9 protein-coding genes are annotated in these 13,931 nt (G+C 60.9%); 6 read left to right on the forward strand and 3 right to left on the reverse strand.

The window, feature by feature from the left end:
• Positions 1-39: 39 nt before the first annotated feature.
• Entirely contained in the window at positions 40-777 is a 738-nt protein-coding gene (locus YUA_RS44170; protein WP_027531777.1) for a GntR family transcriptional regulator, read from the reverse strand.
• A 247-nt stretch (positions 778-1,024) separates the two neighbouring features.
• On the opposite strand from YUA_RS44170, the gene YUA_RS0116940 reads away from it, so the two are divergent.
• From YUA_RS0116940 to YUA_RS0116965, 6 genes are read left to right on the forward strand one after another with little or no spacing between them, the layout of a single operon-like run.
• Positions 1,025-2,644 carry an ABC transporter substrate-binding protein gene (locus YUA_RS0116940; RefSeq protein ID WP_084292660.1) on the forward strand — a complete coding sequence of 540 codons (1,620 nt, stop codon included), beginning with the start codon at positions 1,025-1,027 and terminating at the stop codon, positions 2,642-2,644.
• Positions 2,645-2,647: 3 nt separating this feature from the next.
• Positions 2,648-3,589 (forward strand): ABC transporter permease, encoded by a 942-nt coding sequence (locus YUA_RS0116945; RefSeq protein ID WP_027531779.1) that lies wholly within the window; start codon positions 2,648-2,650, stop codon positions 3,587-3,589.
• 4 nt (positions 3,590-3,593) lie between these two features.
• On the forward strand, positions 3,594-4,514 hold the full coding sequence (locus YUA_RS0116950) for an ABC transporter permease (RefSeq protein WP_084292648.1): 921 nt from the start codon (positions 3,594-3,596) through the stop codon (positions 4,512-4,514).
• Between the two features lie 11 nt (positions 4,515-4,525).
• Positions 4,526-6,199, forward strand: a complete 1,674-nt coding sequence (locus tag YUA_RS0116955; RefSeq protein WP_198029439.1) for an ABC transporter ATP-binding protein — start codon at positions 4,526-4,528, stop codon at positions 6,197-6,199.
• A 55-nt stretch (positions 6,200-6,254) separates the two neighbouring features.
• Positions 6,255-7,322, forward strand: a complete 1,068-nt coding sequence (locus tag YUA_RS0116960; protein WP_156947149.1) for a phosphotransferase — start codon at positions 6,255-6,257, stop codon at positions 7,320-7,322.
• Positions 7,323-7,355: 33 nt separating this feature from the next.
• Entirely contained in the window at positions 7,356-8,699 is a 1,344-nt protein-coding gene (locus YUA_RS0116965) for an aspartate aminotransferase family protein (protein ID WP_027531783.1), read from the forward strand.
• A 701-nt stretch (positions 8,700-9,400) separates the two neighbouring features.
• On the opposite strand, the gene YUA_RS0116980 is transcribed toward YUA_RS0116965, so the two are convergent.
• Together YUA_RS0116980 and YUA_RS0116985 are read right to left on the reverse strand one after the other, a co-directional pair.
• The gene (locus YUA_RS0116980; protein WP_027531785.1) at positions 9,401-12,508 is read right to left on the reverse strand and encodes an efflux RND transporter permease subunit; all 3,108 of its coding nucleotides are present in this window, start codon (positions 12,506-12,508) and stop codon (positions 9,401-9,403) included.
• A gap of 13 nt (positions 12,509-12,521) precedes the next feature.
• Positions 12,522-13,901, reverse strand: coding sequence for an efflux RND transporter periplasmic adaptor subunit (locus YUA_RS0116985; RefSeq protein ID WP_084292649.1), 1,380 nt, complete (start codon positions 13,899-13,901; stop codon positions 12,522-12,524).
• Positions 13,902-13,931 lie beyond the last annotated feature (30 nt).

Genomic DNA, 13,931 nt, shown 5'->3' on the forward strand with positions numbered 1-13,931 from the left:
TGATCGCGCTTGAAATCCGGAAGTATGTAGCCTTGTCCGCTACGTGGCCGGAGCCCGCTTTCGCGCCGAACGGGGTGCCGCAGCCGAAGTCTTAGCTGGCTCCTGCTTCTCTAAGCGCTTGAGATGAGCCAGGTGCTTCTCGCCCTCGGCGAGATGGTGTTGCTCCGACAGCCGTCCCGCTAGATCCGCCTTGCCCGCGCAGATGGCTTCCACGATCGGTCGATGGTCTTCGATGATTCTCTTCGGCGAAGGTATGATCGCGTAGCTGGAACGAATGTGCATTCGCGTCTGCTGTTCGATCAATCCATACTGAAATCCTAATCGTCCATGGTCCGTCAGCAACACGATGGTCTTGTGGAGTCCGAAATCGGCCTCCGCGATCCGCGCCGTGTCTCCCCGCTTGCATTCCTGGATCAGCACGTCGAGCGCCTCGGTCAGGCGTGCGGCTTTCGCGGGCGTAATAGTCGACGCCACCAATTGGGCTGCCAATCGTTCCACGGCCGACCGTAGCGTATAGAGTTCCCAGACATCTTCGGCGGAAAGGGAGACGACTGTCCATCCCGTATACGGAACAAGTGTCAGCAGGCCTTCTTTAGCTAATTGATGAAGTGCGGTCCGCACCGTCGCTCGCGAGAGATTCATCTGCTGCGAGATCTGAATTTCCGTGATCCGTTCGCCGGCGCGAATTGCGCCGGAAACGATCGCATTGCGCAACGCAGTGGTCGCCTGCACTTCGATCGGCATCTTAACAACGGGAGAAATCTTTAAACGACCCACGGGAGCGCTCCGGTCAGTTCAATTGCCATGGTTTGGATGTATCCCAAATTCAAGGCGCTGGCTATTGTCGCCAATCGACACACCCCCTGGCCCCTGTTGATCCCCACCGGCGCATCTGCGCGAGCGAACTCCAGCGGCCCGGCGAATGGCGCCGCACCGCAACAAGTTTGGGCACGCGCGTCCAAAGCGTGTGTTGACAATTGTCGCCAATCGTCCATTATTCATTCGGTCGACACTCGATGCTCCGATGTTCTTTGAGAAGGAAATCGTCATGTTCGCGTTGCCCTGGGGAGTCCGGCGGGCAGCCTGTATCGGTGTCGCAGGCGTCGTCGCCGCACTTGGCGCGTTTCCGGCACTTGCGCAGACCACAGTGACTGCGGTGATGCACGCGCCACTGCGTGGCCTCGATCCGGTAATCAACAGCCAGTATATCGTCCGCAACTATGCTTACATGGTCTACGACACACTACTGGCGCGTGATGCGGCCAACAAGATCAGGCCGCAAATGGCCGAGAGGTGGACTGTTTCGTTGGACGGCAAGTCGATCACATTTGTCTTGCGCGACGGCCTGAAGTGGCACGACGGCACCGATGTGAAGGCGGAGGATTGCGTAGCTTCCATCCGCCGGTGGTCGGCCATGGATACCATGGGACAGGTGATGAACACGCTGCTCGAAGGCATGACGGTGGTCGACGACAAGACCTTCGAGATGAAGTTCAAGGAGCCAACCGAAATCGCTCTGACGGCGTTATCCAAGCCGAGCGGCTTGGCGGCGTTCATGATGCCGAAGCGCTTGGCCGACACCCCGGTTAGTGAACCGATCAAGGAGGAGTTGGGATCGGGGCCTTTTCGACTGGTGATGTCCGATTTCAAACCCGGCGTCCAAGCAGTCTTCGAGAAGTTCAAGGACTACGTCCCGCGCAGTGAACCGGCGAGCGGGATGGCCGGCGGCAAGATCGTGTCGGTCGACCGAGTGAAGTGGGTGACAATGCCCGATCCCATGACCGCGGTGAACGCGTTGCTCTCGAAGGAGATCGATCTCATCGAGTACGTCCCTTATGACCTGTTGAGCATTCTCGAAGCCAACCCGGGCGTGGTCGTGAAGGAGTCCAAGCTTCGTGGCAATCAGAGCATTGCCCGGCTGAACTTCTCGCAGTCGCCCTTCGACAACAAGTTGCTCCGGCAAGCGGCTCTCCTGGCCATCGATCAGAAGGACCAGATGCAGGCTCAGGTCGGAAACCCGAAATACTACAAACTTTGCGCGGCCGCTTTCGGATGTGGCGGCGCTTACGCCAGCGATATCGGCGCGGACAAAGTGATCAAGGGACAGCCAGAGAAGGCCGCCGAGCTTCTGAAGCAGGCCAAATACGATGGCGCGCCCGTCGTGATTTTGCATGCGACAGACGTACCTGCCTTTGCTGCAATGGCGCCGGTCGTCGCGCAGGCACTCCGCAAGGCCGGCTTCAACGTGCAGATGAGATCAATGGATTGGCAGACCGTTGCGGTAAGCCGGGCGTCTCGCGCGCCCGTGACCAACGGCGGATGGAGCATCTTTTGCACGATCAACGGCCTCGTCGATGTCGGGGAGCCGCTCGGGTACAATGCGGCGTCGGCCAGCGGCAAAAGCGGCTATTTCGGCTGGCCCGACGTTCCCGCCATCGAGGAGGCGCGCGCCAAATTCGCTCGGACGAAGGATCCTGAAGAACTGAAGACGATCGCCACCGATCTCCAGCGTCGGATCCTGGACGAGGTTCTCTTCATACCTTTGGGGGAGGCATACAGCGTTTCCGCATGGCGGACAGATATGGCTCCGCCGTTGGACACGCCGGTCGCGGTTTTCTGGAATTTCACGAGAACAGGAAAATAACGCGTGGCAAAGTATCTGTTCCGACGAGTTTTGGCCTCCGTTCCCGTCCTGTTTGTGGTGGCTTTCATCGTATTCGCGCTGCTACGCCTTTCGCCGGGCGATCCGGCGATGATCTTGGCGGGTGATGGTGCAACGCCCGCGCAGCTCGATGCCATGCGTCACAGCATGGGGCTCGACCGGGGCATAATCGAGCAGTTTGTCATCTGGCTATCTAAGGTCTTGCGCGGCGATTTTGGGGTGTCTCTGATTACGGGGCTGCCGATGCGGGACCTGGTGCTCGATCGGCTCGGTCCATCATTCGCGCTTTGTCTTTCGACGATCACGTTGGCTGTGGTGGTCGCGATACCAGTCGGAGTCGTCGCTGCCTGGAGGCAGGGGCGGGCGCTGGACCGAATTATCATGTCCGGCTCCGTGATGGCGTTCTCCGTTCCCGTCTTCATCATTGGATATGTGCTGATCTTGCTCCTATCGCGCGGCCTTGGCTGGTTCCCGGTGCAGGGGTATCGGCCGCTCTCCGAAGGAATCGGTGCATTTGCCTTGCACCTCACGCTACCCACTCTCACCATGAGCGCACCGTTCATCGCCGTAATATCGCGGATCGTGAGATCAAGCGTCATAGAGGTGATGGGCGAGGACTATATTCGCACGGCGAGGTCGAAGGGCCTGTCTGAAAGGGGAGTGCTGTTCAAGCACGCCCTCGGAAATGCGGCTGTTCCGATCGCGACCGTCGTTGGCTTGAGTATCGCCCTGCTGCTCGGCGGGGCTGTGGTCACCGAATCCGTCTTCAACATTCCAGGTCTCGGACGCCTCGTTCTCGAAGCTGTGCTTTCTCGGGATTTCACCGCGATCCAGACCCTGATCCTACTGTCCTCCGTGACGTACGTCGTGATCAATCTCGCGATCGACGTCCTCTATTCGATCCTCGATCCGCGCATTCGATACTGACCGCATGACTCTGACCCAGCTCGCCACCAGCCCGCCCGCCACCGGCCCAGACCGGTCTGTGAACGATCCCCCGTCTCCCTCGGAATCGTTCGCGCGCGCTCAGCTACGACGTGTGTTCAGGTCCTGGCCGGTCAGGATGGCGTTAGGCGCGCTCGTCGGTCTGGTTTTGATCGCCATCTTCGCTTCCTGGCTTGGAACGTCCGACCCAACCGAGTTGTCGCCCGGCGCAAGACTTAAAGGCGTAAGCGCCGCCCACTGGCTGGGAACAGATTCGCTCGGCCGGGATGTCTATTCTCGCGCGATATTCGGGTCGCGCGTGTCGCTGGTGGTTGGATTGGGCGCGGCTACCATAAGCATCGCCATTGGCCTCCTGATCGGCGTGATCTCGGGTTACTCCCGGTCGGCGGACGCCATCATCATGAGGTTCATGGATGGCGTCATGGCTATTCCCGGAATTTTGCTGGCGATCGCATTGGTCTCCTTGGTGGGTGCCAACCTCCTTACGGTGCTCATAGCCATCTGTATTCCAGACATACCTCGCGTGGTTCGCTTGGCGCGCGCTGTCGTCTTGAGCGTTCGTAGCGAGCCCTATGTGGAAGCCGCCACTACGCTAGGTACCCGGTTTCACGTCATGATCTGGCGACACATAGTTCCCAGCACTGTAGCGCCGCTAATCGTGCAGGGAACGTTCATATTCGCGTCCGCCATTCTCGCCGAATCTGTCTTGAGCTTTCTAGGAGCTGGGATCCCGCCGGAGACGCCGTCTTGGGGCAACATCATGGCAGACGGTCGTGTGTACTTTCAACTCCAGCCAGGCCTCATCCTCTTTCCAGGTCTGCTGGTCTCGATGACGGTGCTTAGCATCAACCTGTTGGGAGATGCGATGCGCGACGGGCTCGATCCCCGCCTCTCGGGACGACTCTGATCGGAGCGATGATGACCACCTCTTCCAGGCCCGATTCGTACCGCGTACGCGTTCTCACGGTATCTGAACTGAAAGTGGAGACGTCGCCCGCCTTAGAACGACCTCCCCTGGTTAGCGGCATTTGCTTCGATGTCTGTGCCGGCGAGACGGTTTGCATCGTCGGCGAGTCTGGTTCCGGCAAGTCGGTGACGTCGCTGGCCATCATGGGTCTGTTACCGAAGGGAGCCCTCGAAGTCACCCGCGGCTCGATTCTGATCGATGGGGAGGATGTGCTTTCCGCCAGCGAGACGCGGCTGCGGCAGATGCGGGCTTCCAAGATGGCGATGGTCTTTCAGGAGCCGATGACCGCGCTTAATCCGGTTCAGAGGGTGGGACGGCAGATCGAAGAAGTGTTGCGATTGCACACATCTCTGACAGCCAGACATCGACGTAACAGGATCATGGAAATGCTTGAAGCCGTCCATCTCCCGGACATCGAGCGCATCTATCGCGCCTTCCCACATGAATTGTCGGGTGGCCAACGCCAGCGGATCGTTATCGCAATGGCGTTGATCCTGAAGCCCAAGGTGTTGATCGCCGACGAACCAACGACCGCGCTCGACGTCACGACGCAGAAGCAGATATTGAACTTGATCCGCGAACTGCAGCAGTCACAGCAGACGGCCGTGGTTTTCATCACGCACGATTTCGGAGTGGTCTCCGAGATCGCCGACCGTATCGTGGTGATGAACCGTGGGAGGGTCGTCGAGACCGGAACGCGCGACCAGATTCTTGCCCGACCGTCTGAGGATTATACGCGCACGTTGGTATCTTCCGTCCCGAGCCTCGTGCCGCGACACCGAAGCGATCCCGCGGCACATAAGGTGCTTGAGGTCGTGGGTCTAGGAAAGACCTACGAGAAACCTCAATTTTTCGGGCGCGCTCGGGCCGTGGCGGCTGCCAAAGACGTCAATCTGACGGTCGCGCGTGGCGAGATCACCGGTATCGTCGGCGAGTCCGGATCCGGCAAATCGACTGTCGCGCGTTGCATCGAGTTGCTCATCGAGCCCAGTTCCGGGAGTGTGATGCTCAACGGCGACGATCTCACGAAAGTACGAGCACGTGATCTCCATTCGGTGCGTCGGCGCGTTCAATTCGTCTTTCAGGATCCGTACAGGTCGCTTAACCCGCGACGCACCGTCGGAGACTCGGTGATGGAAGGGTTGATCAACTACGGCATGCCGCGCCGCGATGCCTTCGGCCAATCCGCGGAATCGCTCGAACTCGTGGGGCTCGATCGTGCCGTCATGAGCCGGTATCCGCATCAGTTCTCCGGCGGACAGAGGCAGCGAATATGCATTGCCCGCGCGTTGGTCATGAAGCCAGAACTGCTAATCGCCGATGAAGCTGTCTCGGCGCTCGACGTCTCCGTTCAGGCCCAAGTGCTAACCCTGATCGATGACATCCGAGTTCGCACCGGTGTGTCTATCCTCTTTATTACGCACGACCTGCGGGTCGCCGCGCAGATCTGCCACAAGATCCTCGTGATGCGCAGGGGCGAGGTCGTCGAGGTGGGCGACGCCATGACGGTCTTGGCGAATCCGCTTCATGAGTACACGCGAACATTGATCGAGGCCGCGCCCGGACGCGATTGGGACTTCCAGAACTTCAGACCGATTCACGCTCCATCCGCAACAATAAACTGAAAACCTGACGCGAACCGCATCCCAACGGCACGCAGGCTCCTTCGAGGCTGTCATCGTGAAATACGATCAATCCATTCAGAAATCTGCCTTGCTGGGCGGATTGGCGACGGAATTCGTCACGATGAGCGAATCCGAAGCAGTGCAGATCGCACGTACCCACTTCGGCATCGAAGGGAGTGCGACGCGATTTGCTGCGGAAAAAGACGACACTTTCCGGATATCATCGACGGGAGGGTCGCGCTACATCCTAAAGGCGGCGAATCCGGCCGAAGACCTTTCCGCCATCGATCTGCAGTTGTGCGTTCTAACGCATCTAGCCGCCCGGTCTGCTAGTCTTCCGGTCCCTGGTGTGATCTCAAGCGCACGTGGGGAGCAGCAGTTCGAGTACCGCGACCGGGCGGGGCAACATCGTCGAATTTGGATGTTGACCTATCTGGAAGGGCAGCCGTTGAGCGAAGTTCGATCGACAGCTGCTGGACGTGAGCAGATCGGCAAGGTGTTGGCTCGCCTCCGCTTGGCTTTGGCGGATTTCTACCATCCTCATGATTCTCGCGTCATCGCTTGGGACATCAAGCATCTGCTGAGTTTGGAATGCCTTCTCGGCGAGGTCGCTGACGCTGGCAGACGAAAGCGCCTCGAGGCCGGGCTCGCACGTTTTACGAGCATCGAAAGGCACTTGGCGCAGTCTCGCTCCCAGGTCCTTCACAACGACTTCAGCACGTCCAACATCGTCGTGGACTTGTCTACGAGCGACTTCGTCAGCGGCGTGATCGATTTCGGAGATGTGGTTCGTACATCTATCGCGATCGATGTTTCGACCGCTCTTCTGAGTCAACTCCCGACCGAGCCGGTCGAGGGCGATATATTCGCCAATGGCCGTGATCTTCTAAACGGCTATATCGCGGCGGCCGACCTGACTGCGCAGGAACTAAGCATCATTCCTCATCTTGTCATGGGCCGGATCGTAGCGAAATCTCTCCTGTCGACCTGGCTTGCCAATTCGGTGCCGTCGAACGCCGCTTACTTTCTCCGGAATACCAAGCAAGGTTGGCATCAACTGGAATGGTTTCTGAGCCGCTCGGAAGCGGAGGTATCGGAGCAATTTTTGAATCTGGTCATGTGACGGCAATCGAACCCCGAAGCTAAGGAAACGAATATGAACAAAGTCGACGTCGCGCAGCGCGGCAAGATGGTCAACGCCTTCGACCCTGCAAACGTTACCGGCCTCAACGAGAAGGCGAGGACGCTTATTCAACGCCGATCGGCGCTGCTCGGGCCGGCGTATCGGCTCTTTTACAACGATCCGGTGGAGGTCAAGCGCGGCAAAGGCGTGATCCTCTACGACTCTGAGGGAAACGAGTATCTCGACGCATATAACAACGTCGTTTCGGTGGGGCACTGTCACCCTCGGGTCGTAGAGGCGACGAGCGAGCAGCTGCGTACACTTTGCACGCACACACGCTACGTCCAGGAAGGTATTCTGAACTATGCAGAGGATCTGCTCGGCACCTTCGGGGGCAAAATCCAGCACGTCATGTTCACCTGCACGGGATCCGAAGCGAATGATTTGGCGTTGCGCATCGCCAAACATCAGACTGGAAAAGACGGCATCATCATCACCGAAGAAGCCTACCACGGCAATTCGGATCTGGTCGCGGGACTCTCTCCCTCGTTGGGTCCGCATTCGCCGTTAGGCACTTGGGTCCGGCGGATTCCAGCGCCAGATTCCTATCGCGTGCCGATCGAGACGATCGGGCAATGGATGGCCGATCAGGTGTCCGCCCAGATTCATGACCTCGAGCGTCGCGGCCAAGGGCTGGCCGCGTTCATCGCCGATTCGCTCTTTTCCTCGGACGGCATCTTCGCTCACCCGACCAACCTATTCGGACCTGTCATCGACGTGGTTCACAAGGCCGGCGGCCTCTTCATTGCGGACGAGGTGCAGTCCGGTTTCGGTCGCACCGGAGAGAAGTTGTGGGGTTATCAGCGGCACGATATTGCCCCCGACATCGTGACCATGGGCAAACCCATGGGTAATGGGTTCCCCGTGGCCGCCGTCGCCTTGGCACCCGAAGTCGTTCAAGGCTTCGGCCGCGATGTCCGATACTTCAACACGTTCGGCGGCAATACGGTAGCCATTGCTGCGGCACAGGCGGTGCTGGATGTGATCCGCGATGAGAAATTGATGGAGAACGCCAACCGCATAGGCAAGTTGATACGCGATGGCTTCACAGAATTGGCCAAGCGTCACGAACAAATCGGGGACGTGCGAGGCGCCGGTCTCTATGTCGGCGTCGAGTTGGTCAGGAATCGTAACACCAAGGAACCCGATTCGGCCGCTGCATCAGCAATCATCAATGGGCTTCGTGCCCGCCGCATCCTGATCTCCGCAACGGGCGCAGCAGCCAATACATTGAAGATCAGACCGCCACTGGTGTTCTCAGAAGGCCACGTCGATCGACTGCTGAGCGAAGCCAAAGCCGTTCTGAATTCACTTTGAGAGGATGTTCTTCGTATCAGGACCGCTGTGGAGCGACTCGCAGCGGTTGAAGCGTTAAACTGCCAATTGGCGGGAGTTGGCCGCAGAGACGAAGATCGTTTCGCCGGAGCAGATGCAAGACTTCCGCATCCAGTTTGCCGCCGGCGCTGAAGGAAACATCCTGCTCGGCACTGCGGACGACATTGCCGATCAGATGTTCAACCAGGCGGGACTAGATGGTATGCTATGCACATGGGTCGAGTTTCACGACGGATCGCGCGTTTCGCGCGTGATGTCATGCCTCTGTTGGAGAGCCGCGGTCTTCGCGTGCCGTACGAGAAGATGTCCAGATCGCCCACAAGGCTTCGCTACCCTGTCATTGGGCCCGCGCCTCCGGCGCTGGCTGGATAGCCGTCTTGGCCGAAAGCCGGCTGCAGGAGACTGAGCGGGGATCGACCCCAACATAATATCGCGAGGTCAAGGAGGATCTTGTGGGTAGGCGTCCGCCAGCTCCTGCTCGAGCATCCCGTTCGCCACGGTGAGCGCGATTATGGTCGCCGGCAGATCGCCCTCGCGCGCTCGATGGCCTGGTCGGCGACAGCCTCGAGCTCCGCGGCAGCGTCAGCGGGTCGCTCGGACGCCGCCTCACCGGCCATCTCGGGGCCTCGAATCGCTCCCTCTTTGCCGGCGCCCTTCCCCGGCACTTCGCCGCGGACATATCGTCACTCTGCCGGTTGCGGCGCCGGGGAGACATCGTAAGCGGCCGCGCGAACGGAGCGGCCGGCGCGGCAGAACCAAGGATAGAGAGCTGGGAGCACCAGCAATGTGAGCAAGGTCGCGCTGATCAGGCCGCCGATAACAACGGTCGCAAGCGGGCGCTGCACTTCGGCACCGGAGTTCGTGGAAAGCGCCATCGGCAGGAAGCCGAGGCTGGCCACGGTTGCCGTCATCAGCACCGGGCGCAGCCGCGTCATCGCTGCGTGCCAGGCCGCGGCGGCAGCAGCAAGCCCCTCCTTGCGCCGCTCCTCCATGTAGCTCACCATCACGACCCCGTTCAAAATCGCAATCCCGAACAAGGCTATGAAGCCGACCGCGGCCGAGATGCTGAACGGCATGCCGCGCAATGCGAGCGCAAAGATGCCGCCGACTGCCGCAAACGGCACGTTGAAGAAGATCAACGTGGCGAGCCGTGCGCTCCCGAACATCAGATAGAGTAGGAGGAAGATGACGCCGAGCGCGACCGGCACCACGGTCGATAGCCGCGCGATGCCCTCTTGAAGGTCCTGGAAACTCCCGGTCCATGAAATCGTATAGCCCGGCGGCAGGTGGACCTGGGCTGCAACCGCCTGCTGCGCGTCGGCCACGAAGCTGGCGAGCGGCCGCGCGCGCACATTGGCCTGCACCTTGACCACGCGCCTGCCCTGCTCGCGCTCGATCTGGGCAGGGCCAGGCTCCCAGTTGATGTCGGCGAGATCGCCGAGAGCAACCGATACCCCAGCGCCGTTGCTGACGCGCAGCGAGCGGATGCGCGAGATGTCGTCGCGGTCCTGCGGGGCCAATCGGACGCGGATGTTGTACCTCTCTTCCCCGTCCTTCATGGTGCCCACGGTGCGTCCGCCCAGTGCCTCCACAACGTCGAGCACCTGGGTAGCGTTGAATCCGTATCGCGCGATGGCTTCGCGATTGACCGCCACCCGAAGATAGGGCTGGCCGACGGTTTGCTTGGCCTGCACGTCGGCTGCGCCGGGAACACCGGAAACGACACGCGCCACCTGGTCGGCGAGGTCGTGGAGTGTTGCCGTGTCGGTCCCGTGGATCACGATGCCGAGGTCAGCCATCACGCCCTGCAAGAGATCGTCCATGCGCATCTCGATCGGTTGTGCCCAGCTTTGGGTAATGCCGGGCACACTCTGGTCCAGAGTCTCCTTGTAAGCCTCAATCAGCCCAGCCTCGGTCTGCGCGGTGCGCCACTCCGATTTCGGCTTGAGAATGATGAAGGTGTCGCTTTGTTCGACACCCATCGGGTCGGTCGGGATTTCCGAGCTGCCGCCAAGCGTGACGACAGTCTCGACCTCGGGGAATTTCTTCAGCGTCTTCTCGACCATGGTCTGGGTGGCGATCGCTGATTCGAGCGAGATGCCGGGCAGCTTGGTGGTCGTAACTGTGAGCGCGCCTTCCTCCAGGCGAGGCAGGAACTCCGCACCCAGTCGGGAGCCGATCACCAGGGCGCTCCCCAGCATCACGGTCGCTAGCAGCATCGTAATCCCTGGATTGCGCATGGTCCTCGTGAGCACCGGCGCATAACCGCGACGGGCAAAGCCGATGATGCGACTATCGCGTTCGGCGATCGGCTTGCGCAGGAGAAACGACGCGAGCACCGGCATCACGGTGAGCGTGAGGGCCAGCGAAGCGCCCAGCGCGAACATGACGGTCAGCGCCATCGGACGGAACATCTTGCCCTCCACGCCCTGCAAACTGAGGATCGGAACATAGATCAGCGTGATGATCGCGACCGCAAACGCGACCGGCCGGGCAACATCGTGCGCTGCCTCGCGCACCGCCTGCGACGCCGGAAGTGAGGGCGCCTCCGCGCGACGGCGCACGATGTTCTCGATCATGACGACCGCACCGTCGACCAAAAGCCCAAAGTCAATGGCGCCGAGGCTCATCAGGTTGCCCGAGAGACCCGTGAAGTACATCGCGGTCACAGCCGCGAGCATCGAGAGCGGAATGGCCAGCGCGACGATCAAGGCAGCGCGGAAATTGCCCAGCAAGAGCAACAACACCATGATCACCAGGAACGCGCCCTCGGCGAGATTGTGGGCCACCGTTTCCAGAACGCGATCGATCAGACCGGCGCGATTGTAGTACGGAGTGACACTGACCCCGGGCGGGAGCGTCTTATTGATCTGCCCGACCGCCGATCCTAGTCGCTGCGCGACGGCCCGCGTGTTTTCGCCCAAGGTCATCAAGGCAACGCCGACCACGGCCTGACCGTTGCCCTGGCTCGTGACCGCGCCGAGCCGCGGCATCGGTGCCTCGACGACTTCGGCCACGTTTTTGACGTAGAGGGGCGAGCCGCCGGCCGCGGTGCGCAGGACGATATTGCCGATGTCGCCCATCGACTGCAGCAGCCCTTCGCCGCGGATCACAGCCTGTTCGCCGTTCCGCGCGATGGTCGCACCGCCAGTGGCACGATTGTTTTGCGACACCGCATTATAGATGTCCCCGATCGACAGACCGAAGCGTGTCAGCGCGCTCTCGGAGACGCGGACCTCGTAGGTCTTGAGTTCGCCGCCGTTGACATTGACCTCGGTAATGCCCGGAACTTGCTTGAGCTGCGGTGCGACCTGCCAGTCCAGGATCGAACGCAACTGCATCAGTGAGTAGCCCTTGCCCTCGACCTTGAACTGATAGATCTCGGAGAGGCCATCGGAGAGTGGGCCCAGCATGGGCGTGCCGGTGCCGGCCGGTAACGAGGTCTGGCTCAGGCGCTGCGCCACCAGCGCGCGGTCGGTCAAGATGTCGCTGCGGTCGGCGAACTTCACGTAGATGACGGAAAGCCCATAGCGCGAAATCGAGCGGTAGCTCGTCATCCCCGGCAAGCCCTGCAGAGCGAGTTCGATTGGCGTGGTGATCGAACGCTCCACGTCGGGGGGAGCGAGCCCTGGCGCTTGGGTCGTGACCAGCACCTGCAGCGGTGAGATGTCCGGATCGGCGTCGAACGGCAGGCGCTGCATGCTCAACAGACCAACGCCGACCAGGGCGGCGATCAGGACAAGCACGAGCATGCGGTTGCCAAGGGCGGCATCAACAATACGATTGATCATGGCCGTGTGTCCTTCAGCCCTGGTCCGGAATGGTGGATTGCATCAGCGCCGCCTTGAGCCAATAGCTGCCCTCGCCGACGACCTGGGTCCCGGCAGCGAGTCCGCTCGTGATCTGCGTCTTTCCATTTGCAGCCAGCCCGGTATGGACTGCGCGCCAGGCGAACTCGCCATGGCCTGCCGGGACGAATACGGCGCTCTGCCCATTGACGTCCTGCAGGCTGCTGCTCGGCACCAGGACGGCGTCGCCGCCCTGCTGCGAGAGGATGGTGACGGTCGCGAACATGTTGACGCGCAGCGCGCCGTTCGGGTTGGGCACCTCACAGCGCACCTTCGCCATCCCCGTTCCCGACTCGATCTGATCGGGGATGTAGGTGACGCGGCCAGCAAAAACGCGGCCCGGGAAGGCGCTCACCTTCACCTCGACTGCATCGCCCACCTTGACTGCACCAAGGTCTCTCTCTGCTACGTCAGCCTGCACCCAAACGGTTGAGAGGTCGGACACGGTGAAGATCGGCATCGCCGGATCGACGATCTCCCCTTGCGCGACCGACACCGAATCAAGCACGCCGTCGAATGGCGCGACAATCGCGCCCCGTGAGTCGAGCGCCCGCTCGTCACTGGGGCTTGCGCCCGCGGCAGCGGGGCGCATGGGCAAGAGCCGCGCCTCTTCTTCCTGGTACTGCCGCAATTGGGCTTCCTTGGTGCGGAGATCGGCTTCCATGGTGGCCGCGGTGGCGCGACGGGCCTGGACCTCGGCTTGGGTCACGAGGTCAGTGCGAATGAGGTTTGTTGCGCGGTCATAAGCGGCGTTTGCCGCAGTGAGTTGCGCCTTTGCCTGATTGAGCGCCGCCTCGGCGCCCAGAACCTTGCTGTGGGCGGCACTGAGGTCGAAATTGTCGAGAACGGCCAAGCGTTGACCTGCAACGACCCGATCGCCGGCGTTGACGTCGAGCGCCTCGATCCGGCCGCGTGCCATCGGCCTGATGCGGGCAAGATGGAGCTGATCATATCCGACGCTACCGGTCGCAGTTACGGCGCGCATCAGCGGAGCGGCCTTCGCCTCCTCGACCTGCAATTGCAGGTTCGCCAATTTCGGCTCGGAGAGAGCAATAGTCGCGGGGAGCTGCGCATCTGTCGCGGTGACTGCGGGGGCGCTCACAGGCGCGGGAGCAGAAATTGAAGAGGTTGAACGACCGGCCGCGAATCCCAAGACTACGGCGATACCGAATGTCGCGACGCTAATGAGCAGTCGCCGCTTCATGACCGACGATGTGCCTGGATGCCACGACCGGCGAGGACCGGACTCCGACCAATTCATCGCGAATACGTGAGCTGTGCGTGATGGGCTTGTATGATTCATTTCGCGCTCCGGACCAAAACCGTTGGTCGGCATCGTTAGCGGGCTTTTCTGACGCCGACCTGA

Source organism: Bradyrhizobium sp. WSM3983, from assembly GCF_000473045.1.
Taxonomy (GTDB): Bacteria; Pseudomonadota; Alphaproteobacteria; order Rhizobiales; family Xanthobacteraceae; genus Bradyrhizobium.

Excerpts from the sequence above, each read along its gene's own strand:
- YUA_RS0116965 (WP_027531783.1), top strand. The coding sequence starts at position 7,356 with ATGAACAAAGTCGACGTCGCGCAGCGCGGCAAGATGGTCAACGCCTTC.
- YUA_RS0116950 (WP_084292648.1), top strand. The coding sequence starts at position 3,594 with ATGACTCTGACCCAGCTCGCCACCAGCCCGCCCGCCACCGGCCCAGAC.
- YUA_RS0116940 (WP_084292660.1), top strand. The coding sequence starts at position 1,025 with ATGTTCTTTGAGAAGGAAATCGTCATGTTCGCGTTGCCCTGGGGAGTC.
- YUA_RS0116980 (WP_027531785.1), bottom strand. The coding sequence starts at position 12,508 with ATGATCAATCGTATTGTTGATGCCGCCCTTGGCAACCGCATGCTCGTG.
- YUA_RS0116985 (WP_084292649.1), bottom strand. The coding sequence starts at position 13,901 with ATGCCGACCAACGGTTTTGGTCCGGAGCGCGAAATGAATCATACAAGC.
- YUA_RS0116955 (WP_198029439.1), top strand. The coding sequence starts at position 4,526 with ATGACCACCTCTTCCAGGCCCGATTCGTACCGCGTACGCGTTCTCACG.